Consider the following 22,563-nt stretch of genomic DNA (forward strand, 5'->3'; position numbering starts at 1 on the left):
GCAAAGCGATCGGCTCCACATTCAATCGGGGAAGGCGATGACTTGTGGGGCAGGATGGACGGCATGGAACAGGCGCCGACCGACGGTTCGCAGCACCGCTCGTACGACCCGGCCGCGGAGGTCGTGGAGCTCTGCCAGGACCTCATCCGCATCGACACGTCCAACTACGGGACGGACGACGGGCCGGGGGAGCGCAAGGCGGCGGAGCACGTCGCGACGTTGCTCGACGAGGCCGGGATCGAGAGCCGGATCATCGAGGGGCGGCCCGGTCGCACCAACGTCGTGGCGCGCTGGGGCGGCGGTGACGGCCGGGCTCCGCTCCTGCTCCACGGCCACCTCGACGTCGTACCCGCCGAGGCGCCCGACTGGCAGGTCGACCCGTTCGGCGGGGAGATCCGCGACGGCCAGGTCTGGGGTCGCGGCGCCGTCGACATGAAGGACTTCGACGCGATGCTCCTCAGCGTCGTACGCGCCCGCGCGGCGGCGGACGCCGCACCGCAGCGCGAGGTGGTGCTCTGCTTCACCGCCGACGAGGAGGCGGGCGGCCACTCCGGCGCGGGGCTCCTGGTGAAGGACCACGCCGACCTCTTCGCGGACTGCACCGAGGCCGTCGGCGAGGTGGGGGGCTTCTCCACCACGGTCCGCGGTCGCCGGGTCTACCTCATCGAGGCCGCCGAGAAGGGCATGGCCTGGATGAGGCTCACCGCCCGCGGGCGGGCCGGTCACGGCTCGATGATCAACGACGACAACGCCGTCACCCGGCTCGCGGGCGCGGTCGCCCGGATCGGCGCCCACCAGTGGCCCGTCCGGCTGACGCCCACCATGGAGGTGCTGCTGGCCACCATCGGCGAGCTCGCCGGCACCGAGGCCACGCCCGACAACGCCGAGGCTCTCGTCGAGGAGTTCGGGGACGCCGCCCGCATGCTCGGCGCGGTCATCCGCAACACCGCCAACCCGACGATGCTCAAGGCCGGCTACAAGACCAACGTCATCCCCACCGACGCCCAGGCCACGGTCGACGGCCGTTTCCTGCCCGGCTACGAGGACGAGTTCTTCGCCACCCTGCACGAGCTCGCCGGCGACGGGATCGAGTTCGAGTTCGAGTCCAAGCAGGACCCGTGGGAGACGCCGTACGACGGCGACCTGGTGGCGGCGATGTCCCGCAGCCTGCTCGCCGAGGACCCCGACGCCCTCGTCGCGCCCTACCTCATGAGCGGCGGCACCGACGCCAAGCACTTCCGCACGCTCGGCATGCGGTCCTACGGCTTCGCGCCGCTGCGGCTGCCGGGCGACCTCGACTTCACCGCCCTCTTCCACGGCGTCGACGAGCGGGTGCCGGTGGACGCACTGGAGTTCGGCGCCCGGGTCTTCGACCGGTTCCTCGACCAGGTCTGACGCCCGCGCCGGTGTCGCGCACGTCACCCGTGGTCACCGGTGAGGGAATGCGCGCGGCTGTGGCAGAGTTGCGCCCACGAAGAGCTTGCGTGCTCTGGGGGCGGTGAAACTCCGCACCGGCGGTCACAGTCCGCGACCCGACCACAGCCAGTGGCCGGTTGACCAGGTGAAATTCCTGGACCGACGGTCAAAGTCCGGATGAGAAGTGCACGCGGACGTCTCCACGCCCCTCCGACCTGAGGAGGCGTGCTCCCGTCCACCGCCCCCCTGAGTCCGCGTCGACGGACCGGAGGCGGAGATGACGATCAGCGAGGCAGAGCGTGGTGCGATGCGTCGCGCCCTGGCGCTCGCCGCTACCCCGGGTGTGCCTCTCGGGCCCAACCCGCGGGTCGGCTGCGTGCTCCTAGCCCCGGACGGTACGACGATCGCCGAGGGCTTCCACCGGGGAGCCGGCACCGCGCACGCCGAGGCCGCCGCACTGGCCGAGGCGGGCGAGGCCGCCCGCGGTGCCACGGCCGTGGTCACCCTCGAGCCCTGCAACCACACGGGCCGCACCGGACCCTGCAGCGAGGCGCTGATCGCGGCAGGCGTACGACGCGTCGTCTACGCCCAGCCCGACGCCAACCCGCTCGCTGTCGGCGGGGCGGGACGGCTGCGCGAGGCCGGTGTGGAGGTCGTCGGCGGCGAGATGATCGACGCGGCGCAGGCGATCAACCGCGCCTGGACCTTCGCCATCGCCCGCCGCCGTCCCTTCGTCACCTGGAAGTTCGCCACGACCCTCGACGGTCGCAGCGCCGCGGCGGACGGCACCAGCCGCTGGGTCTCGAGCCGCGCGGCTCGGCTGGACACCCATCGACTGCGGTCCCTGTGCGACACCATGCTGGTCGGCACCCACACGGTCGAGGTCGACGACCCCGAGCTCACCGTCCGTGACGAGGTCGACCAGCCGCTGGCGGTCCAGCCGCTGCGCGCCGTGATGGGGCTGCGCGACCTCGCCGCGGACCGCCGGGTCCTCAACGACCGAGCCGACACTGTGCACCTGCGCACCCGCGACCCCGAGGAAGCGCTGGCCCGGCTGCACGCGCTCGACCGCCAGCACGTGTTCCTCGAAGGGGGCCCGACGCTCGCCAAGGCCTTCCTGGCAGCCGGCCTGGTCGACGAGGTCGTCGCCTACGTCGCGCCGATGCTGCTCGGCTCCGGGACCAGCGCCGTCGCGAACCTCGGCATCCAGACCATCGCCGACGCCCTGCACCTGCACGTCACCGACGTGACCGTGCTGCAGGGCCATGACGGCGAGGACACCAACGTGCGCCTCACGATGAGGCCGGACCAGAGGAGGAACTGATGTTCACCGGAATCGTCGAGGAGCTCGGCACGATCGCCGAGATCACCGACCAGGGCGACGCCGTCCGGCTCACCGTCGAGGCCGCCACGGTGCTCGAGGGCACCGGGCTGGGCGACTCGATCTCGGTCAACGGCTGCTGCCTCACCGTCGCCGAGCTCGGCGAGGGCCGGTGGACCGCCGACCTCATGCAGGAGACGCTCGACAAGACCTCGCTCGCCGGCGTCGTCCCGGGTGACCGGGTCAACCTCGAGCGCGCGGTCACCGTCGACAAGCGCCTCGGCGGCCACATCGTCCAGGGCCACGTCGACGGCGTCGGAGAGGTCATCTCCCGCTCGCCGAGCGAGCACTGGGACCTCGTGGAGATCTCCCTGCCCGCCCACCTCTCCCGCTACCTGGTGGACAAGGGCTCCGTCACCGTCGACGGCGTCAGCCTCACCGTCGTCGAGGCACGCGAGTCCAGCTTCACCGTCAGCCTCATCCCCGAGACCCTCGCCCGGACGACGCTCGGCAGCCGCCGACCCGGCGACCTCGTCAACCTCGAGGCCGACGTCATCGCCAAGCACGTCGAGAAGCTGCTCGGCGCCTACACCCCCACCATTGCGAACGACGAGGAAGAATGATGTCACTGCTCGAATGGCTGGTCGACGGCACCATCCCGGTGCCCGGCGGCGCGCTCGGCGCCCGCGAGGTGATCGGCAACCTCTTCGGCCTCGCCAGCGCGATCCTCGGCATGAAGCGCTTCGTCTGGGCGTGGCCCGTCGGGCTCGTCGGCAACGTCCTGCTCTTCACGGTCTTCGCGACCGGTGAGCTCTCCGGCCACATCGACGACCCGCTGTGGGGCCAGGCCGGCCGCCAGGTCTTCTTCGCCCTGGTGTCGGTCTACGGCTGGTGGCGCTGGTCGCAGCACAGCAAGGCCGGCGGCGCGTCCGACGGCGGTGCCATCGCGCCACGCTGGGCGACCAACGCGGAGCGGCTGCAGCTGCTCCTGCTGGGCGTCGCCGGCTACGCGGCGGCGTACGTCCTGCTCACGCAGGTGCTCGGCTCCTGGGGCCCGACGACCGAGGCGTGGATCCTCGCGGGCTCGATGCTCGCGACCTACGGCATGGCGCGCGGGTGGGTGGAGTTCTGGCTGGTCTGGATCCTCGTCGACGTCGTCGGCGTCACCACGCTGATCCAGGCCGGGTTCTACCCGACCGCCGGGATGTATCTCTTCTACGCCGTCTTCGTCGTGATCGGCTTCATCGTCTGGCTTCGCGATGCCCGGACGGTCGTCGAGACCGCAGGGGCCGACGGCGACCAGGAGGTGGCGCCGGTATGAGCGTGCGTCTGGACTCCGTCGAGCGGGCCATCGCGGACATCGCAGCCGGCAAGGCGGTCGTGGTCGTCGACGACGAGGACCGCGAGAACGAGGGCGACATCATCTTCGCCGCCGCCAAGGCCACCCCTGAGCTGATGGCCTTCACGATCCGCCACTCCAGCGGCGTGATCTGCGTGCCGATGCCGGCCGCCATGCTCGACCGGCTCGAGATCCCGCTGATGACCCCGCACAACAAGGACAAGCTGCGCACCGCCTACACGGTCTCGGTCGACGCGCGTGACGGGGTCAGCACCGGCATCAGCGCCGCCGACCGGGCCCACACCGCCCGGACACTGGCCGACTCGGCGACCGAGCCGTGGGAGCTGACCCGCCCCGGGCACGTCTTCCCGCTGCGCTACCGGGAGGGCGGCGTGCTGGTCCGGCGCGGCCACACCGAGGCGGCCGTGGACCTGGCGATGCTGGCCGGCCTGACCCCGGCGGGCGTGCTGGTCGAGGTCGTCAACGACGACGGCACCATGAAGCGCGCACCGGAGCTGCGCGAGTTCGCCGACGAGCACGACCTGGCCATGATATCGATCGAGGACCTCGTCCGCTACCGCCGCCGCCACGAGCGCCACGTCGTCCGGGTGGCCGAGACGCGCCTCCCGACGCGCCACGGCGAGTTCACGGCGTACGGCTATCGCATCACGATCGACGACAGCGAGCACGTGGCGCTGGCCTACGGCGACATCTCCGGCGACGAGCCGGTCCTGACCCGGGTGCACAGCGAGTGCCTGACCGGTGACGTGTTCGGCAGCGAGCGCTGTGACTGCGGCCCCCAGCTCGACGAGGCGCTGCGCACGATCGTGGCCGAGGGCAGGGGAGTGGTGGTCTACCTCCGCGGCCACGAGGGGCGCGGGATCGGACTGGTCGCCAAGCTGCAGGCCTACCAGCTGCAGGACGGCGGACGCGACACCGTGGACGCCAACCTCGACCTCGGCCTGCCCGCCGACGCGCGGCACTACGGAACGGCCACGCAGGTGCTGCGTGACCTCGGCATCACGTCGGTCCGGCTGTTGACCAACAACCCCGCCAAGACCGCCAGCCTGGAGGACTTCGGGATCCGGGTCACCGAGCGGGTGCCGCTCACCCCGCACCCCAACGACCACAACCTGGCCTACCTGCTGACCAAGCGCGACCGGATGGGCCACGAGCTGCCCGACCTGGCCCTCGACCACCAGCTCGAGCATGAAGGAGAAGACGCATGAGCGGCCACGGAGCCCCCACCTCGCAGCCCTTCGACGCGAGCGGCCTGCGGGTCGCCGTGGTCGCGGCCACCTGGCACACCCAGGTGATGGACGGCCTGGTCGCCGGCGCCGAGCGCGCGCTGGCGGCGTACGGCATCAGCCAGCCTGAGATCGTCCGGGTGCCCGGCACGTTCGAGCTGCCGGTCGTCGCGGCTGCCCTGGCGAAGGCGGGGTACGACGCCGTGGTGGCGCTCGGCGTGGTGATCCGCGGCGGCACCCCCCACTTCGACTACGTCTGCTCGGCTGCCACGGACGGGCTCACCCAGGTCAGCGTCGACCACGCGATGCCGGTCGGGTTCGGGGTGCTGACGTGCGACACCGAGGAGCAGGCCATCGCCCGGGCCGGCCTCGAGGGGTCCAGCGAGGACAAGGGCTGGGAGGCGACCGCCGCCGCCCTCGACACCGCGCGGATCGTCCGGGCGATCGCCTAGCCCTGGCCGGACCACTCGTCAGCGAGCATGGCGTAGGTGAACCCGTCGTACCACTCGCCGTCGCGGTGGAGGTTGTCGCGCACGTGGTGCGCCTCGCGGCGCATGCCGACCCGCTCCATCAGTCGCCAGGACGGCTCGTTGTCGGCGAAGCAGATGGCGGTGACCCGACGCAGGCCAAGCCCGTCGAAGGCAATCCCCAGCAGCTCACGGACCGCCTCGGTCGCATAGCCGCGCCCTTCATGTGCGGGTGCCAGGCACCAGCCGATCTCGGCGGACACGTCCTTCGCGCGCTCGCGCACCTCAGCCTGCGCCCACGCGTCCTCGGTCTTGAGGAACAGGTCGCCGACCGCCTCGCCGTCCAGCAGGATCGTGAGCGTGTAGGGACTGCGCTTGGCGAAGTCGGCGCGCCACTCGGCCCCGTCGGTCGGCAGCTGGGTCATCCAACGCGCGACCGGCTCCAGCGAGCGGTAGGCGAACATCGCGTCGGCGTCCTCGGCCGTCGCCGGTCGCAGGGTGAGGCGCTCGGTGCTCCGCGGCCACACGAGGCGCTCCCAGTCGGGAACTCCGGTGATGTCGTCCATGCGGTCAGTGTTGCCGATGCCGGCCGCGGGCCGCTCCCCGGACCGGGGCCGAGCAGGGTCCCCGGACCGCCTAGGCTTGCTCCTCGTGAAGACGTTCGAGGACCTGTGGGCAGAGCTGTCCACCAAGGCCGTGGAGCGACCCGAGGGGTCCGGCACCGTGCGGCAGCTCGACGCCGGCGTCCATGCCATCGGCAAGAAGCTCCTGGAGGAGGCCGCCGAGTCCTGGATGGCCGCCGAGCACGAGGGCAAGGAAGCCACGGCGCTGGAGATCAGCCAGCTGCTCTACCACGCCCAGGTGCTCATGCTCGCCTCCGGCCTGACCCTCGACGACGTCTACGCACACTTGTGAAAGCCCCGGTGAGATCCGCATGACCCTTCGCATCGCCGTCCCCAACAAGGGGGCGCTGTCCCAGTCCGCCACCGACATCCTGCGCGAGTCCGGCTACCGCCAGCGCAGCGACTCCAAGGAGCTCGTGCTCGTCGACGTCGAGAACGACGTCGAGTTCTTCTACCTCCGCCCTCGCGACATCGCGCTCTACGTCGGCGAGGGCACGCTCGACGCCGGCATCACCGGGCGCGACCTCCTGCTCGACTCAGGCGCCAAGGCCGAGGAGGTCATGAGCCTGGGGTTCGGCCGCTCGCGCTTCCACTTCGCGGGTCCCACGGGCCGCTACACCTCTCTGGAGGACCTCGAGGGCCTGCGGATCGCGACGTCGTACGTCGGTGTGGTCGAGGACTACCTGTTCCGTCACGGCGTCGACGCCACGGTCACCCGCCTCGACGGTGCGGTCGAAACCAGCATCCAGCTCGGCGTTGCCGACGTCATCGCCGACGTCGTGGAGACCGGGTCGACGCTGCGCGCCGCCGGCCTGGACACCTTCGGCGAGGTCATCCTCGACTCCGAGGCCGTCCTGATCACCCGCGCCGACGTGGTCCCCGAGGACTTCGAGATCTTCCGCCGGCGGGTCGAGGGCGTGCTGGTGGCCCGTAGCTACGTGATGATGGACTACGACATCGAGCAGGCACGCCTCGACGCGGCGACCGAGCTCGCTCCCGGTCGCGAGGGGCCGACCATCTCCCCGCTGGGCAAGCCCGGCTGGGTGGCCGTGCGGGTGATGGTGCCCCGCGCCGGCTCGCAGCGGCTGATGGACGCGCTCTACTCGATCGGGGCGCGCGCCATCCTGCTCACGGACATCCATGCCTGCCGCCTCTGAACGACCGCCCCTGCCGTCGCTGCCGCACACCTGGCGCCCCTTGGGCGTACGGCTGGCGGTGGTCGGCTTCGGACTGATGCTCCTGGTCGTGTGCGCCGCGGCGTGGTTCGGCTTCGACGAGTCCGTCCGCGACCGGTTCACGCTCCTGCAGCGGTTGACCGTGGCGCTCATGGGTGCCGGGCTCGCCACCTGCGGCTGGGCGCTGGGCCGCGCCCGCGTCACCGCCGAGATGGAGGCGCTCGTCGTGGTCAACGGTTTCCGGACCCGCCAGCTCGCGTGGGAGGAGGTCCTCGCGATCCACCTCCCCCCGGGTGCTCCGTGGGCGACCCTCGACCTCGCGGACGGCACCACCATCTCCGCGATGGCGTTCCAGGGCTCCGACGGGCGGCGTGCCCGTGACGGCGTACGCCAGGTGCGTGCGTTGATCGACCGCGAGAGCTCCCGCGACCGCTAGCCCCCACGGCTACAGGGCGTGGATGCCCCACGACACCGACAGCTCGTCCCCGGCCGACCCGGCAGCCGCCAGCGTGACCAGGTCGGTGCCGGAGCTGAACGCGTTCGCCGGTGCGGTCATCGGCTCCACGGCGATGCCGGGGCGCGCACCCTCGGACGGTGGCGTGAAGACCTGCAGCCAGCGGTGCCGCTCGTCGACCCAGAGGGCCACGCCGCGCTGGGTGCGGGGATCGACGAGCGTCACCGTGGTGCGCCCGTCCTCGCGATCGAGGTCGCCGAGGCAGCAGTCGAGCACCGCATCACCGATCCGGCGCGGCGCGGTGAAGTTGTACGTACCGGACACCGGCTCGGTGCCGATCGGAGTCAGCCGGTCGTCGACCAGGACGCGTGTGTGGCCCGGCACGTGGAGGTGAAGGTCCTCGATCGCGTCGCCGACGCAGAGGTAGGGGTGGGCACCGCTGGCGTACGGAGCCGGCTCGGGCGCGAGGTTCGTCGCGGTCTGGGTGACCACGAGGCCGTCGGCGGAGAGGTCGTAGAGGACGTGCAGGTCGAGCGTCCAGGGATAGCCGGTCTGTGCCATCAGCCGGTAGACGAGGGACACCGACGTGTCCGTGTGCTCCTCGACGGTCCAGGCGGCCCAGCGGGCGAGCCCGTGGGAGGCGTTGCCGCGGGCCGGGTCGGTCAAGCCGAGCTGGAGCTCGCGCCCGCCGAAGGCGTAGCGCCCGTCGCGGAGCCGGTTCGGCCACGGCATGAGCAGCTGGCCACGACCGCCGCTCGACATCTCGGTCTCGGTGAAGCCGTCGACGAGCTCCCGGCCGTGGTGGGCCAGCGCGCGCAGCGCCGCACCGCTCTCGGTCACGACCGCCGCATAGCCCGCCGCGGCGATCCGGTACTGCTCCCCGCTCGGAAAGACCATGCCGACCACCCTAGACAGCACTAGCGTGCGCGCATGGGCATCACCACGCGGGACCTCGCACCCGACGACGCGGAGGTCACGGCGCAGCTGATGCTGCGGATCGAGGCGGATCACCCCACGGGCTTCTGCCTCGCCGCCCACGAGGTCGTGGAGCTGATGACGGACATGCCCAGCAGCGTCTTCGCGGGTGCCTTCGACGGCGAGGACCTCGTCGCCTACCTGACCGTCCTGCCGACCCGGCCGAGCGAGGACGGCCAGCGGTTCACGCTGTTCGGGGACGTCGATCCGCGCCGCCTCGATGAGGGGCTCGGCACGCTGATGCTCACGCACGCCTTGGACCGGGCGCGGGCGATCCATGCCCGGGACGCCCCGGACCTGCCGGCCCGCTACGCCAGCCAGGCGCTCGCGGGACGTGAGGACCAGGCTGGCCTGTTGACGTCAGTGGGAATGGCACCTGGCCGGCACAGCTTCCTCATGCGCGCGACGCTGTCGGACGACCCGCGCGAGCCGGCGTGGCCCGTGGGCCTGACGGTGTCGACGTTCGATCCGGCGGACGCCGACGAGCTGCGGGACGCCCACAACGCCGCGTTCGCGGACTATCCGGAGGGCAGCCCCGCCGATCCCGAGTTCTGGCAGGCGTTCATGATCGGTCCCGCGCACGCCCGTCACGAGCTGTCGCTCGTGGCCCGCGGCGCGGATGGCGCCGTGGCCGGGTACGTCTTCACGCACGAGTACGCCGTGCCCCTGTCGGACGGTCCGGGCCGGGAGGCCTACGTGCCCTACGTGGGCACGCTGCCGGCCCACCGCGGTCGCGGCCTGGCGACTTCGTTGCTGGCAGGCGTGCTGTTCCGCTGCCGCGAGCACGGCTATGCCCGGGCGACCCTCAACGTGGACACCGCCAACCCGACCGGTGCGCTCGGCATCTACGAGCGGGCCGGCTTCGAGCAGGTCTACCGCCAGGACTTCTACAAGCTCGACGAGCCGCCGGCCTGAGCCGGCTCCGCCGTGTCGACCAGCAGGTCGGCGTGCGCGCGCGTGTCGAGCCGCGCGAAGAGGTCGTCCTCGTCGAGGCGCCACTGCTCCCAGTGGGAGCGCATCGCCTCCCCGTCGCGCGCCAGCCCGCGGGTCAGGCGCTCCGTCGAGTCCGCCTCGACCCACACCAGGACGCCCACGAGGTCGGCGATCGCCGGCGACCACGAGCCGACGCCGTCGAGCACGAGCAGCCCGCCCGGGCGGACCTCGTGCGTCTCCGCCCAGCCGTCCGCGACCCAGTCCCAGCGCCGCCACCGGCCGACCTCGCCCGCCGCCAACGGGGCAAGCAGTGCCGCGATCGTCCCGGCCAGGCCGGGCAAGCCCCGCCATCCCTGGAGGAGCTCGTCGCAGTGCACCACCTGGGCATCGGGTACGACGTCCGCGAGCGCCGCGGACAGCGTGGTCTTGCCGGAGCCCGCGGGACCGTCGATGCACACGAGCCGCCCCGGACCGAGCGTCGGCGCGCCCGTCATGACGCGGTCGGCGACCTCGCGGGCCACCACGCGTGGGTCAGAAGGCACGGTCGCAGCCGCGGTAGGACGGCACCACCTCGGTGACCGATTCCCCGCGCACCAGGTGCACGTCGCGCACGTGCTCGAACAGCTCGCCGGACTTGGCATGGCGGAACCACACGAGGTCACCGATGGCGAGCAGAGCGGCGGGGTGACCCGTCAGCGGCGTCTGGACCTCGCCGGCGCCCTCGAGCCCGGTGAGGTGCAGGCCGGGGGGTGCCCACGGGATCGGTGACCGGTCCGCACCGGTGGGGCCGCTGGCGATGAGCCCGCCGCCGTGGACGGTCGCCATGGTGGGGCTGGGCTTGCGCGAGACGCGCAGGCCGAAGAACGCCGCGGGGCGCGGCTCGAACGAGGCGTAGTGGTCGAAGATCCCGGGGACGAGCAGCCCCGAGCCCGCGGCGATCTCGGTCACCGCGGCATCGGCCGCGGTGGCCTCGACCGAGCCGGACCCACCGCCGTTCCAGAACTCCAGGTCGACCAGCGCGGCGAGCGCCTCGGAGATCTCGCGGCGGCGCACCTCGAGCTGGGCCATGGACGCCTGCTTGAGCCGTCGTACGAGCAGGGACTTGGTGCGCTGGTCGGGCACGTCGTCCTGGACCCCGGCTACCTGCCCCTCGTAGGTCATCACGCCGACGAGCCGGAAGCCGTCGCGCTCGAGGATGCGGTGGGCCGTGGCGACCACGTCGGCGGTGTCGAACAGCGGCGAGCGCTTGGGGCCGATGTGCTGGCCACCCAGGCGCAGGCCGGCGTCCAGGTCGAGCGCGACGCGGATGGGCACCGCTCGGGAGGACCGCGTCGAGTCCACCACCGCGAGATGGGCCGGGTCGTCCACCATCAGCGTGATCGCGGCCGCCGCCGAGGGGGAGGCCGTGAGCTGTCGCAGCGCGCTGGTGTCCACGGTGGGATAGGCGACGACGATGTCGTCGCTCACGCCCGTCTCGTGCAGCCACAGCGCCTCGGCGAGGGTGTAGGCAAGGACGCCCGCGAAGCCGTCGTGCGCCAGAGCCCGCTCGATGAGGGCAGGGACGCGCAGCGACTTCGAGGCGACCCGGATCGGCTTGCCCGCGGCGCGGCGCACGAGGTCGGCGGCGTTGGCGTCGAAGGCGTCGAGGTCGACGACCGCGATCGGGGTCGACGGAGGCTCGGGCAGGGACGCGACGGCGGCGTTGAACCGCGACCACAGGCGATTGCGGTCGACGAAGTGGTCGCTCACTCGATGCCCCGCTTCTTCAACAGCGCCTCGATGTCGGCCAGCTCGTCGTCGATCGGCGAGGTGCCTGCGCTGCGTGAAGAAGGGGTCGGGGGCAGGGACTCCCGGGACTTCGGTGCCTGCGCTGCGCCGGGGGACCCGGCGTCCTGGCCCCGGGCGAGCTGTCGGTCACGGATGATGCCGCTGACGACGAAGAGGACCACGGCCAGGCCGGACAGCCCGATGCCGGCCCAGGTGAAGATGTTGAAGACCAGACCGGTCGCCCAGTCGGTGACGGACCCGGCGATCTCGACGACCATCTCGAGCGTCCCGGTCAGCCATGCCGCCGCGGGCAGCAGCGTGAACCCGAGTGCACGCAGGCCGTTGGCGGCCCCCCGCCTGCGGAACGCGATCCACGTCCAGATGGCTCCCGCCACGGTCAGTGCTGCGGTGAGTGCTGCCCACGTTGTTCCTTCCACGGCCCCAGAGTCCCACAGCGGTCCACGCCTGCGGGACAATGAACATGTGGAGCCCGACGACACCAGCCCCCTCACGAGGACGATCCCCGACCCGGGCTTCGCCGACGACAGTGGTGCGGTCGACCCGCAGGTCCGCCACGTGCTGGCCGACCACCGCTCCGGTGCCGTCTCGTCGGGGGCGGTGCTGGCAGTGCTCCAGGACGCCCGGCTGCTGGTGCCCGTCGTCGCCGTCCTCGGCGAGGTCGAGCACGACGAGCGCGGCCTGGCCCGCGACAAGTCGTCCGACATGGCTGCGGTCCTGGTCCGGGCCGCCGACGGCAGCACGGGGCTGCTGGCCTTCACCTCCGTCGACACCATGGCCCTGTGGGATCCCGGGGCGCGGCCGGTGCCGGTCACGGCCGCCACCGCGGCCACCGCGGCGGTCCAGGACGGGGCCGAGGCGCTGCTGGTCGATCTCGCCGGCCCCGCGTCGTACGTCGTCGCCGGCGAGGACCTCACCCGGCTGGCCGCCGGGTGGCGCCTGGTGGCCCTGGGAGAAGGCACGGGGGACAAGTACGGCTGGATTGGGCCGTCGACGGAATGATCGGCTAACCTTCTGTGTTGACCGATCAGTGACACCACGTGGGTTCCCCGGAATTCGCTGGTGACACCGATCCAGCCAAGCGGAGGCAAGCACCACCCGTCTCCCACCCGCATCGATCGCCCTGCACCACAGATCGTCGGGTCCCGGTCCCAGTGACACAGATGTTGAGGCAGCGATGTCGCCGCAGCTGTGCCCACCCGGATCCCCGAGAGGGGAGACGTGTCATGACTGGCTCCCGCTTGGCACCACAGCGGGAGCCATTGTTCATTTCGGCCGAGAAGCTCGAGGCCGGACGACCGGGGGCTCCCATCCACCGATCAACTGGAGGACCCATCAGCACCGAGCTGCGCATCAACGAGCGGATCCGCGTACCCGAGGTCCGGCTCGTCGGACCCAACGGTGAAACCGTTGGCATCGTGCCGACCGACCAGGCACTCAAGCTGGCCCAGGAGGCGGACCTCGACCTCGTCGAGATCGCTCCCCAGGGACGCCCCCCGGTCTGCAAGCTCATGGATTACGGCAAGTTCAAGTACGAGAACGCCCAGAAGGCTCGCGAGACCCGTCGCAACCAGACGAACGTGATCATCAAGGAGATGAAGCTTCGTCCCAAGATCGACGCGCACGACTACGAGACCAAGAAGGGTCACGTCGTGCGGTTCCTGGGTGCCGGCGACAAGGTCAAGATCACGATCATGTTCCGTGGTCGCGAGCAGCACCGTCCCGAGCTGGGCTTCCGCCTGCTCCAGCGCCTCGCCGAGGACGTCCAGGAGCTCGGTTTCGTGGAGTCCTCGCCCAAGCAGGACGGCCGCAACATGATCATGGTGCTGGGCCCGCACAAGAAGAAGGCCGACGCCAAGCTCGACGCCGACGCGGCTCGCGCCACCAAGGCGCAGGCACGCGCGGACCGCCAGGCCGAGGAAGACGCGGAGCGCGAGGCAGCGCACGCGGCCGGTCCGGTGGCACAGAAGAAGGAGCGCCGTCGCTCCGAGAACCTTGATCCTGAGATCGAGGCCTGAGCGAAGCGAAGGGCTCGATCGAGCAGGTAGCGACGGAGTCGCTACAACGGCCGAAGGCTGACCGCGGCGAAGCCGTGACAACGAGCTCAGCCAGACCGGCCAACCCCCCAAGCACACCCGATCCACGCACAAGGAAGTTGAGGCAGTCATGCCGAAGAACAAGACCCACTCGGGCACCAGCAAGCGCTTCAAGGTCACTGGCTCGGGCAAGATCCGTCGCCTGCAGGCCGGCCGCAAGTCCGGCGCTGCGTTCGCGTCCGCCCCGACCACGGGCAGCCGCAAGAAGCACCGCCGCAACGCGGGCATGGTCGAGCTGGAGAAGGCCGACGTCAAGCGCGTCAAGAAGATGCTCGGCATCTGAGCCTCCACCAGCACACATTCCATCCGGTGGCCCAGCCGCCGTCCCTTTGCACCAAGGAGTAGCACCATGGCACGCGTCAAGCGCGCAGTGAACGCCCAGAAGAAGCGTCGTACCACCCTCGAGCGCGCCAGCGGTTACCGCGGCCAGCGCTCGCGGCTCTACCGCAAGGCCAAGGAGCAGGTCACCCACTCCCTGGTCTACAGCTACAACGACCGCCGCAAGAACAAGGGCAACTTCCGCAAGCTGTGGATCCAGCGCATCAACGCCGCTGCCCGCGCCAACGGGATGACCTACAACCGCTTCATCCAGGGCCTCGGCCTGGCCGGCATCGAGGTGGACCGCAAGATCCTCGCCGAGCTCGCCGTCAAGGACGCGCCGGCCTTCGCCGCGCTCGTCGAGGCCGCCAAGGCCGCGCTGCCCGAGGACGTCAACGCGCCCAAGGTCTCCGCCTGATCCGTCCGCTGGTCGAGGAGGTCGCCCAGCGACCGTCACGAGACCACGGAACGCACGTATGAGCACTCCACTGACGGTCGGCAACAGCCGCGTCAAGGACGCTCGCAAGTTGAGCCGCCGCTCGGTACGCACCGAGCGGCGGCTCTTCCTTGCCGACGGCCCGAAGGCCGTCGAGGGAGCCCTCTCGGCCGTGTCCCACTCGGGGGAGAGCTGCGTGGTGGAGGTCTTCGTGACCCCGCAGGCGGCCGAGCGCCACGTCGACCTGCTCGCGGGCGCGGACGTCACCCTGGTCGATGACCGCGCGATGGCCGGGTTGTCGGACTCGGTCTCGCCGGCCGGACTGGTCGCGGTGTGCCGATTCATCGACGTACCCCTGCGTGACCTGCTCGTCACGAGCTCGCCGCCGCTGGTGATCTGCGCCGACGTCCGCGACCCCGGGAACGCCGGCACGATCATCCGCACGGCCGACGCGGTCGGAGCGGGTGGGGTGGTCCTCACCGGTCACAGCGTCGACCTCTACAACCCCAAGACCGTCCGCGCGTCGGTGGGCTCACTGTTCCACCTGCCGCTCGCGGTCGTGCCCGACACCGCGGCGGCCGTCGCGGCGATCCGCGCGGCCGGCATGGGCGTCCTGGCGGCCGACGGTGCCGGTGAGCTCGACCTCTTCGAGATCGACGAGATCCTGGCCGACCAGGTCGCGTGGCTGTTCGGCAACGAGGCCTGGGGCCTGCCGGCCGAGGTCGCCGCGCTGGCCGACCACCGTGTCCGGATCCCGATCCCGGGTCGCGCCGAGAGCCTCAATCTCTCCACCGCCGCGGCAGTGTGCCTCTACGCCGGCGCCCGGGCCGCCCGCGCCTGAGCCGGTCCCGCCCCTAGGCCGGCGGCACGGCCGCGGCGTACCTCTGTGCCAGGGTCCGCACGTGTGCGACGAGCTCCGGTGGCTCGTCGACGTGGAAGTCGAGGCCCAGCAACCCGATCCACACCGCGACCATCTCGATGGTCTCCGCGCCGGTGACCAGGACGCAGTGGTCCTCGTCGACGGTCTCCACGACGCCGACCGTCGGGTTGATCCGCCGCAGCACCTCCTGAGCCGGTGCGTCGACGCCGACCCGGCAGTGCACGTTCCAGCCGGAGAACGCCACGTCACGCAGGACGAACGCCGCGTAGTCGCCACCCTCCAGGGGATCCGGCGCGAATCGCCCGGCGCCCGGTGTGCGCAGGGTGAGCCAGTCGACGCGCAGGGCCTGCCACCTCGCCTCGGGCCTCCGGCGGGCCACGAGGTACCACCGCTGCTGCCAGCTCACGAGCCGGTAGGGGTCGACCTCGATCCGCTCCTCGGCGGTCTCACTGCCGCCGGGTCGGTGGATCAGCCTCAGTCCCTCCCGGTCCCGCACGGCCGCGGCCAGGTCGGCGAGGAGCCCGACGTCGACCACCGGGGCCTCGGCGTTGGTCGCCGTGTCGGCCGGTCCGACGTCGGTGCTCTCGTGCAGCGCGCGCACCCGCCGCCACAGCCGTTCGGGCAGCACGTGCTCGAGCTTGGCCAGCGCCAGCGCGCTCGGCTCCTCCATCCCCCGCACGGCGGCAGCGCCGGCCAGTCCCACGGCGACGGCGACGGCTTCGTCGGCCTCGAGCAGCAGGGGTGGCAGGCGACCGTGCTCGCCGAAGCGGTAGCCGCCAGTCGGTCCGCGCACCGCGTCGATGGGATAGCCGAGCTCGCGCAGCCGGCCGATGTCGTTGCGGATCGTCCGCACGCCGACGCCCAGGCGCGCGGCGAGGTCAGGCGCGGAGACGACTGCCCGGGCTTGCAGCTGCCCGAGCAGCGCGATCAACCGTGACGAGGTCTGGAGGGCCATCGGACAACTCCCACAGAAGAAGGTCAGGATCGCAGCGGCATACAGGAACGAAGTGTGCCGGTACGGTTCCTACCGTACTCACATGACCTCGAACAGCACCGCCAACCAGTCCCAGAACCCGACCCACGCCGACCTCACGCTCCGGCCCTTCACGGTAGCGGTCGCGCAGACCGAGATCGATGACCTCGCCGATCGCCTCGCCCGGACCCGTTTCGCCGCGGAGCCCGCCACGTCGACGCACGCCCAGGACGGCGCCCACGACTGGAGCGCCGGCGCTCCAGTCTCCTACCTGCGCGAGATGGTCGCGCACTGGCGCGACGCCTTTGACTGGCGCGCGCAGGAGGCGCGGATGAACGAGCTCCCCCAGTTCCTGACCGAGATCGACGGGCAGACCATCCACCTCGTGCACGTGCGATCCGCCAACGAGGACGCGACCCCGTTGCTGCTGTTGCACAGCTACCCGGGGTCGTTCGTCGACTTCCTCGACCTGGTTCCCGAGCTCACCTCGGACTTCCACCTCGTGATCCCCACCATCCCGGGGGTCGGCTTCAGCCAGCCACTCACCGACGGTGCGTGGGACGCGCCCCGGATCGCGCGGACCTGGGACCGGCTCATGCGCGGGCTCGGCTACACCTCCTACGGCGCGCACGGCTCCGACCACGGTGCCCTCGTCTCCCGCGAGCTCGCCATGCTGGCGCCAGAGGGCTTCCTCGGCGCGCACGTCCTGCAGCTGTTCTCCTTCCCGTCCGGCGACCCGGCCGAGTTCGAGAAGATGACGCCGTCCGACTACGCCGCGCTCGAGTTCGCGGGCTGGTTCCAGACCGTCAACGGCTTCGCCGCGATGAACGCCTCCCGGCCGCAGACCATCGCCGCTGCCCTCAGCGACTCACCCGTGGGCCAGCTCGCCTACGACGAGCTCTTCGAGAACTTCGGCAACGGGACGGCGACGCTGACCCGCGACCAGGTCCTCACCCACGTCAGCCTCTACTGGTTCACCAACAGCAGCGCCGGGGCGGCCCGGGTCTACCACGCCGACCGGGATCTCGAGGCCCGCGTCAACGAGGGACGGATCGGCGTCGCGGTGTTCGCCGACGACTTCCGGTCGATGCGTCCCTTCGCCGAGCGCGACAACACCGACATCGTGTCCTGGACCGAGCACCCCGCCGGTGGGCACTACGCGTCGATGGAGGTGCCCGCCGAGCTCGCCGCGGCGATCCGCGGGTTCTACTCATGAGCTGAGCCGGCGACCGGCTAGCCTCGCTCGTCAATGATCCTCATCGATCCACCTGCCGTGGCCAGGTGGGACCGGCTCTGGTCCCACCTGGCCAGCGACACGTCGTACGCCGAGGCGCACGAGTTCGCGGCCGCGCACGGCGTCCCGGCGCGCGGCTGGGACCGCGACCACTACGACGTGCCCGAGGAGGCGTACGACGCGCTGGTGGCGGCGGGTGCGGTCCCCGTGTCGTCCCGCGAGCTGGTCGCCGCTCTCCGCGCGGCGGGGCTGCGCCGCCCCAAGCCCATGCTCCGGAGCTAGGTCTGCCCTAGGGTGGCCGACGTGTCCGGGGAGAGCGGGAAGGTCGGCAGCACTCGCAGCCGAGTGCGCTCGCTCGCCGACTTCTACCCCGACGGGGTCCTCGGGGCGACCCGCGACGGTGTCGTCACCATCCTCAACACACAGGGTGCCGCCCTCCTGGGCGTCGACTCCGAGCAGGCTCGTGGTCTCCCGCTGGCCGAGGTGCTCAAGCTCCTCGACCAGGACGGCCGGACCTGGCTCGAGGTCAACCGTCCGTTCGAGAGCATCTCCATCGTCCGCGCGGTGCCCGAGCAGTCGTGGCTCAACGCCTCTGGTGAGGAGGTCCTCACCACTGCCCGCCTGGTCCGCGACGAGCCCCTCGGGCAGGTCGTCGGCATCGCCGTCGGCCTGCGCAGTGGCCGGGGGAGGGCGCTGCTCGACCGCGAGCGTTCCGACCTCGTCGCCACCGTCGCGCACGAGCTCCGGTCCCCGCTCACCGGCGTCAAGGGATTCGTGCAGGCGCTGCTCAACCGCTGGGACAAGCTCAGCGACGACCAGCGCAAGCTCATGCTCACCACTGTCAACGCCGACGCCGACCGCCTGGCGCGCCTCATCGCCGAGCTCCTCGACGTGGCCCGGATCGACACCGGGCGGCTGCAGCTCTACCCACGCGAGTCGTCCGCCGAGCTGCTGGTCGGGCGGGTCGTGGCCTCCATCGAGGCGGGCACGGCGCGCAGCGTCTCCTTCGAGGTCGAGGACGACCTGCCCGAGATCTTCGCCGACCCCGACAAGTTCACGCAGGTCGTGACCAACCTCGTGGAGAACGCGATCCGCCACGGACAGGGGCAGGTGACCGTCCGCCTGGCGTCGCTGCCGAGCCTGCCAGGCGTCCGCATCACGGTCGACGACGAGGGCGACGGCATCCCCGTCGAGCTCCGCCGACGGGTGTTCACCAAGTTCTGGACCACCGGCGAGTCCGGCGGCAGCGGGCTGGGCATGTACATCGTCGGCGGCCTCTCCCGCGCCCACGGTGGAACCGTCACCATCGAGGACGCACCGGGCGGTGGCGCCCGGGTGATGGTCGACTGGCCCAGCGGCGACCTGCGTCCGGAGTAGCGCGCAGGACGACCTGCACGCCGACCTGCACCCCGACCTGCACAGAACCTTCACGAGTCACGCCCACCTCCTGCGCCTCCGCACTCCTAGGGTCGTGCCATGACATCGCGGACGGCCCTGGTGGTCGAGGACGAGCGCACGATCAACGACGCGCTCGCCCAGCGGCTGCGCGCCGAGGGCTATACGGTCGAGCAGGCCTTCGACGGTCCCAGCGCCGTCGAGCTGGCCCGTTCCCTCCGACCCGACGTGGTCCTGCTCGATGTGATGCTGCCCGGGTTCGACGGGCTGGAGGTCTGCCGGCGCATCCAGGCCGACCGCCCGGTGCCGGTGCTCATGCTGACGGCCCGCGATGACGAGGCGGACGTGCTGGTCGGGCTCGGCGTGGGCGCCGACGACTACCTCACCAAGCCGTTCTCGATGCGTGAGGTGGTCGCGCGTGTCGCTGCCCTGCTGCGCCGCGTCGAGCGTGCCGCCGCGCTCGCCGACGAGCGACCGGCCGTCATCCGTGTGGGTGGGGTGAGCATCGACCCCGGCGCCCGGCGTACGACCGTGGCGGACGAGGCGGTGCACCTGACCCCGACCGAGTTCGACCTGCTCCTGTCCCTTGCCCGGGAGGCCGGCCAGGTGCTGACCCGGGAGCGGCTGCTGCGCGAGGTGTGGGACTGGGGCGACTCGTGGGGGAGCGCCAGCGCCGCGCGCACCGTCGACAGCCACGTGAAGGCGTTGCGCAGCAAGGTCGGCGCCGCCCGCATCAGGACGGTGCACGGCGTCGGGTACGCGCTGGAGGACCTGCCGTGAACCTCCTCCGAGAGACGTCCTCCCTGCGCCCGTACGTCCTCGGGGGCCGCGAATGAGCGCGCCGCTCGAGGCGGTGTCGAGCCTCAAGGTCAAGCTCGGCCTGCTGGTCGCGGCGTCTGTCGTGACCGCCGTGCTGCTGACCCTGCTCGGCTCCGCCGCCGACGTCTCGTCCCTGCTCGTGCTGCCGGTGAGCGTGGCTCTGGCGCTCGGTGTGACCCAGCTGCTGGCGGCGGGGATGGTCGAACCCCTGCGCCGGATGACGGAGGTGTCGCGTGCCATGGCTCGCGGCGACTACACCGGACGCGTGCGCACGACGGCCACCGACGAGGTCGGCCAGCTCGCGGCGGCCTTCAACCGGATGGCCGAGGACCTCGCCACTGTCGACCGTGAGCGGCGCGACCTGATCGCCACGGTCTCGCACGAGCTGCGCACCCCGCTGACCGCGATGACCGCGCTCCTGGAGAACCTCGCCGACGGGGTGGTCACCCCGGACTCCGAGCACCTCGGTGCAGCGCTCGACCAGGCCCAGCGGCTCGCGCGGCTCGTCGACGACCTGCTCCAGCTCTCCCGTCTGGAGGCCGGCGTGGTGGACCTCGACCGCCAGGACCTCCGGCTGCGCCCGCTGGTCGAGGAGTCCGTGACGCAGGTGACGTCGGCCGGGCGGCCCGGGACCTTCCAGGTCTCGCTCCCCGACGACGTGGTCGTGGCGGGCGACCCCGCACGGCTGCAGCAGCTGCTCGTCAACGTGCTCGACAACGCGGGACGACACGCGCCCGCGGACACCCCGGTCCTGGTCACCGGCGGTGCCGAGGACGAGGTGTGGTGGCTCGAGGTGACCGATGACGGCGGGGGAGTGGCCCCCGAGGACCGCGACCGCGTCTTCGAGCGCTTCGGGACCGACGGTGCCGGCGGCACCGGGCTCGGGCTGGCGGTCGCCCGCTGGGTGGCCCAGCTCCATGGCGGCACGCTCCGCTTCCTCGACCCCCCGGCGGGTCGCGGCGCACGGCTGCGACTCGAGGTGCCCGCCGCTGCGACCCGGACCCAGCCGGCCGACGCCTTCCACGCGCCGGCGACGAGCGCATCCCCCACACCTTCCCCAGTCCTGGACACCCCCCCGGAGACCAGCATGGAGACCAGCATGGCCACGACAGCTCCGCCTCCCGCCCGGCCGTCCGACGCACCGGCGCGTCCCCAGCCCGCGCTCGACGGGCTGTTCGGGCGCTTCTGGCCCGAGCCCGCGCTGCCCTCCGGCCTGCCGACCGTGGTCGCTGCTGCGGTCGCCGGACTGGTCGCCGGCTTCGCCCTGTCGTTCACCGCGGTCGGCATCACCTGGACCCTGGTGGCCCTCGCCTGCGGGGCCGCGGCGCTCCTCACGGCCAGGCGCCGACGTGAGCCGTGGACCCTCGCCTGCACCGGCCTGGCCGTCCTGCTCGTGCTTCCGATGACCCTGCTCGACGCCTGGTGGATCCAGATGCTCGGTCTGCTCGCGGCCACGGCCGTGTTCCTGTGCGGCGTCACTGGTGCGCGCACGATGCCGGGCATCGTGCTCTCCGGCCTGGCGTGGCCGCTGGCCTCGCTGCGCGGCCTGCCGTGGTTCGGGCGCTCCCTGCGCATCGCCGGCACGGGGACGCGTACGCCAGCACTGGTGCGCACCCTCGTGTGGTCGCTGCTCGGGCTCGGCGTCTTCGGCACCATCTTTGCGAGTGCCAACCCGGTGTTCGGCTCGTGGGTCGACCAGCTCGTGCCCAACCTGACGTTCAACGACCTCGTCGGCCGAGCCTTCCTCGCGTGCTTCGTCTTCGCCGCGACCCTCGCCGCGGCGTACCTCGCCCACAACCCCGCCGACGTGGAGACGATGGGCGACCGTCGCCCGGCTCCGCTCGCCAACCGGTTCGAGTGGCTCGTGCCGGTCCTGGTCGTCGACGCCGTGTTCCTGGCCTTCATCGCCGCCCAGGCCCGCGCGTTGATCGGCGGACGCGACTACATCGAACAGACCACCGGCCTGACCTACGCCGACTTCGTGCACCAGGGGTTCGGGCAGCTGACCCTGGCCACCGCGCTCACCGTGCTGGTCGTCTGGGTCGCGTCCCGACGCGCCGGCGACGCCTCCGAGGACCGTCGCTGGCTGTTCGGGTCCGTGGGCCTGCTGTGCGTGCTCACCCTGCTCGTCGTCGCCTCCGCGCTGCGCGGCATGAGCGTCTACCAGGACGCGTACGGCTTCACCACGCTGCGCCTGTTCGTCGACGTGTTCGAGGGCTGGCTCGGCTTCGTGGTGCTGGCGATCATGGTGGCGGGGGCGCTCGGTCGCGGCCGGTGGCTGCCGCGCATCGCGCTCGTGTCCGGCGCGGTCGCCCTCGTCGGGATCGCCGCGATCAATCCAGAAGCCTGGGTGGCCGAGCGCAACCTCGACCGCTACGACGCGACCGGCAGCCTCGACCTGCGCTACCTCGAGACCCTGTCCGCCGACGCCGCCCCCGTCATCGCCGCGCGTCTGCCAAAGGACGTCGCCGGCTGTGTCCTGCGCACGTTGACCTACAACTCGCTGCGCCCCGAGGCGGTCGAGGACGCGCGGGCATGGAACCTGGGCCGCGTGCGCGGAGAGGACGCACTTCGGACGCTGGGGCTGATCCCGTCCCGGACGGCGTACGAGGCGGAGGCGGCACAGCCGGCCGACGAATGCGCTGGCGTGCGGGCCGACTTCGCGGAGTAGCATAGG

26 protein-coding genes and 1 riboswitch are annotated in these 22,563 nt (G+C 71.7%); of the genes, 20 read left to right on the plus strand and 6 right to left on the minus strand.

The window, feature by feature from the left end; genetic code table 11:
- Positions 1-63 precede the first annotated feature (63 nt).
- The 6 genes from J3P44_RS16780 (at position 64) to ribH (ending at position 5,775) form a co-directional block, all read left to right on the plus strand.
- Complete coding sequence (locus J3P44_RS16780; RefSeq protein ID WP_255891574.1) at positions 64-1,395, plus strand: M20/M25/M40 family metallo-hydrolase; 1,332 nt, start codon at positions 64-66, stop codon at positions 1,393-1,395.
- A gap of 85 nt (positions 1,396-1,480) precedes the next feature.
- Positions 1,481-1,610: riboswitch (FMN riboswitch) on the plus strand.
- 83 nt (positions 1,611-1,693) lie between these two features.
- On the plus strand, positions 1,694-2,740 hold the full coding sequence (gene ribD, locus J3P44_RS16785; RefSeq protein ID WP_255891575.1) for a bifunctional diaminohydroxyphosphoribosylaminopyrimidine deaminase/5-amino-6-(5-phosphoribosylamino)uracil reductase RibD: 1,047 nt from the start codon (positions 1,694-1,696) through the stop codon (positions 2,738-2,740).
- Positions 2,740-3,360, plus strand: a complete 621-nt coding sequence (locus J3P44_RS16790) for a riboflavin synthase (RefSeq protein ID WP_255891576.1) — start codon at positions 2,740-2,742, stop codon at positions 3,358-3,360. The genes ribD and J3P44_RS16790 overlap by 1 nt, the downstream gene beginning before the upstream one ends.
- Positions 3,357-4,058 (plus strand): nicotinamide riboside transporter PnuC, encoded by a 702-nt coding sequence (gene pnuC, locus J3P44_RS16795; protein ID WP_308212278.1) that lies wholly within the window; start codon positions 3,357-3,359, stop codon positions 4,056-4,058. Before J3P44_RS16790 ends, pnuC begins: the two co-directional genes overlap by 4 nt.
- Positions 4,055-5,305: a bifunctional 3,4-dihydroxy-2-butanone-4-phosphate synthase/GTP cyclohydrolase II gene (locus J3P44_RS16800; RefSeq protein ID WP_255891578.1), complete on the plus strand. Its 1,251-nt coding sequence runs from the start codon at positions 4,055-4,057 to the stop codon at positions 5,303-5,305. The genes pnuC and J3P44_RS16800 overlap by 4 nt, the downstream gene beginning before the upstream one ends.
- A complete protein-coding gene (gene ribH / locus J3P44_RS16805; RefSeq protein ID WP_255891579.1) occupies positions 5,302-5,775 on the plus strand; it encodes a 6,7-dimethyl-8-ribityllumazine synthase in 474 nt (157 codons plus the stop codon). Before J3P44_RS16800 ends, ribH begins: the two co-directional genes overlap by 4 nt.
- On the opposite strand, the gene J3P44_RS16810 is transcribed toward ribH, so the two are convergent.
- Positions 5,772-6,356, minus strand: coding sequence for a GNAT family N-acetyltransferase (locus J3P44_RS16810; protein ID WP_255891580.1), 585 nt, complete (start codon positions 6,354-6,356; stop codon positions 5,772-5,774). The genes ribH and J3P44_RS16810 overlap by 4 nt on opposite strands.
- Positions 6,357-6,441: 85 nt before the next feature.
- Between J3P44_RS16810 and J3P44_RS16815 the strand changes: the two genes are divergently transcribed.
- Genes J3P44_RS16815 through J3P44_RS16825 form a run of 3 tightly spaced genes read left to right on the plus strand, consistent with a single transcriptional unit; the run spans position 6,442 to position 8,024 of the window.
- Positions 6,442-6,705 carry a phosphoribosyl-ATP diphosphatase gene (locus J3P44_RS16815; RefSeq protein ID WP_255891581.1) on the plus strand — a complete coding sequence of 88 codons (264 nt, stop codon included), beginning with the start codon at positions 6,442-6,444 and terminating at the stop codon, positions 6,703-6,705.
- Between the two features lie 19 nt (positions 6,706-6,724).
- Complete coding sequence (gene hisG, locus J3P44_RS16820; protein WP_305122476.1) at positions 6,725-7,570, plus strand: ATP phosphoribosyltransferase; 846 nt, start codon at positions 6,725-6,727, stop codon at positions 7,568-7,570.
- Complete coding sequence (locus tag J3P44_RS16825; RefSeq protein WP_255891582.1) at positions 7,554-8,024, plus strand: PH domain-containing protein; 471 nt, start codon at positions 7,554-7,556, stop codon at positions 8,022-8,024. The genes hisG and J3P44_RS16825 overlap by 17 nt, the downstream gene beginning before the upstream one ends.
- 9 nt (positions 8,025-8,033) lie before the next feature.
- Here J3P44_RS16825 and J3P44_RS16830 read toward each other — a convergent pair whose 3' ends face one another.
- Positions 8,034-8,939: an aldose 1-epimerase family protein gene (locus J3P44_RS16830; protein ID WP_255891583.1), complete on the minus strand. Its 906-nt coding sequence runs from the start codon at positions 8,937-8,939 to the stop codon at positions 8,034-8,036.
- Positions 8,940-8,972: 33 nt separating this feature from the next.
- On the opposite strand from J3P44_RS16830, the gene J3P44_RS16835 reads away from it, so the two are divergent.
- The gene (locus J3P44_RS16835) at positions 8,973-9,932 is read left to right on the plus strand and encodes a GNAT family N-acetyltransferase (protein ID WP_255891584.1); all 960 of its coding nucleotides are present in this window, start codon (positions 8,973-8,975) and stop codon (positions 9,930-9,932) included.
- Here J3P44_RS16835 and J3P44_RS16840 read toward each other — a convergent pair.
- Genes J3P44_RS16840 through J3P44_RS16850 form a run of 3 tightly spaced genes read right to left on the minus strand, consistent with a single transcriptional unit; the run spans position 9,905 to position 12,154 of the window.
- The gene (locus J3P44_RS16840) at positions 9,905-10,492 is read right to left on the minus strand and encodes a nucleoside/nucleotide kinase family protein (RefSeq protein ID WP_255891585.1); all 588 of its coding nucleotides are present in this window, start codon (positions 10,490-10,492) and stop codon (positions 9,905-9,907) included. The genes J3P44_RS16835 and J3P44_RS16840 overlap by 28 nt on opposite strands.
- Positions 10,482-11,699 (minus strand): amino acid deaminase/aldolase, encoded by a 1,218-nt coding sequence (locus J3P44_RS16845; protein WP_255891586.1) that lies wholly within the window; start codon positions 11,697-11,699, stop codon positions 10,482-10,484. The genes J3P44_RS16840 and J3P44_RS16845 overlap by 11 nt, the downstream gene beginning before the upstream one ends.
- On the minus strand, positions 11,696-12,154 hold the full coding sequence (locus J3P44_RS16850) for a hypothetical protein (protein WP_255891587.1): 459 nt from the start codon (positions 12,152-12,154) through the stop codon (positions 11,696-11,698). Before J3P44_RS16850 ends, J3P44_RS16845 begins: the two co-directional genes overlap by 4 nt.
- A 46-nt stretch (positions 12,155-12,200) precedes the next feature.
- Here J3P44_RS16850 and J3P44_RS16855 point away from each other — a divergent pair, with 46 nt between their 5' ends.
- From J3P44_RS16855 to J3P44_RS16875, 5 genes are all read left to right on the plus strand, one after another.
- On the plus strand, positions 12,201-12,737 hold the full coding sequence (locus J3P44_RS16855) for an SseB family protein (protein WP_255891588.1): 537 nt from the start codon (positions 12,201-12,203) through the stop codon (positions 12,735-12,737).
- Between the two features lie 224 nt (positions 12,738-12,961).
- Entirely contained in the window at positions 12,962-13,753 is a 792-nt protein-coding gene (infC, locus tag J3P44_RS16860; protein WP_255891589.1) for a translation initiation factor IF-3, read from the plus strand.
- A gap of 148 nt (positions 13,754-13,901) precedes the next feature.
- Entirely contained in the window at positions 13,902-14,114 is a 213-nt protein-coding gene (locus tag J3P44_RS16865; protein ID WP_209955707.1) for a large ribosomal subunit protein bL35, read from the plus strand.
- A gap of 66 nt (positions 14,115-14,180) precedes the next feature.
- Positions 14,181-14,567, plus strand: a complete 387-nt coding sequence (rplT, locus tag J3P44_RS16870; protein WP_255891590.1) for a 50S ribosomal protein L20 — start codon at positions 14,181-14,183, stop codon at positions 14,565-14,567.
- Positions 14,568-14,625: 58 nt separating this feature from the next.
- Entirely contained in the window at positions 14,626-15,426 is an 801-nt protein-coding gene (locus J3P44_RS16875) for a TrmH family RNA methyltransferase (RefSeq protein WP_255891591.1), read from the plus strand.
- 13 nt (positions 15,427-15,439) lie between these two features.
- Here the strand turns inward: J3P44_RS16875 and J3P44_RS16880 are convergent, their stop codons facing one another.
- On the minus strand, positions 15,440-16,420 hold the full coding sequence (locus tag J3P44_RS16880; RefSeq protein ID WP_255891592.1) for a helix-turn-helix transcriptional regulator: 981 nt from the start codon (positions 16,418-16,420) through the stop codon (positions 15,440-15,442).
- A gap of 82 nt (positions 16,421-16,502) precedes the next feature.
- Between J3P44_RS16880 and J3P44_RS16885 the strand changes: the two genes are divergently transcribed.
- The 5 genes from J3P44_RS16885 to J3P44_RS16905 all read left to right on the plus strand — a co-directional run bounded on the left by J3P44_RS16885 (position 16,503) and on the right by J3P44_RS16905 (position 22,557).
- Positions 16,503-17,654: an epoxide hydrolase family protein gene (locus J3P44_RS16885; protein WP_255891593.1), complete on the plus strand. Its 1,152-nt coding sequence runs from the start codon at positions 16,503-16,505 to the stop codon at positions 17,652-17,654.
- Between the two features lie 33 nt (positions 17,655-17,687).
- Positions 17,688-17,954 (plus strand): DUF4031 domain-containing protein, encoded by a 267-nt coding sequence (locus J3P44_RS16890; RefSeq protein WP_255891594.1) that lies wholly within the window; start codon positions 17,688-17,690, stop codon positions 17,952-17,954.
- A gap of 21 nt (positions 17,955-17,975) precedes the next feature.
- Positions 17,976-19,049, plus strand: a complete 1,074-nt coding sequence (locus J3P44_RS25595) for a sensor histidine kinase (protein ID WP_255891595.1) — start codon at positions 17,976-17,978, stop codon at positions 19,047-19,049.
- 99 nt (positions 19,050-19,148) lie between these two features.
- Complete coding sequence (locus J3P44_RS16900; RefSeq protein ID WP_255891596.1) at positions 19,149-19,847, plus strand: response regulator transcription factor; 699 nt, start codon at positions 19,149-19,151, stop codon at positions 19,845-19,847.
- 52 nt (positions 19,848-19,899) lie between these two features.
- A complete protein-coding gene (locus J3P44_RS16905) occupies positions 19,900-22,557 on the plus strand; it encodes a DUF4153 domain-containing protein (RefSeq protein WP_255891597.1) in 2,658 nt (885 codons plus the stop codon).
- Positions 22,558-22,563 lie beyond the last annotated feature (6 nt).

The organism is Nocardioides astragali, from assembly GCF_024436375.1.
GTDB lineage: Bacteria > Actinomycetota > Actinomycetes > Propionibacteriales > Nocardioidaceae > Nocardioides > Nocardioides astragali.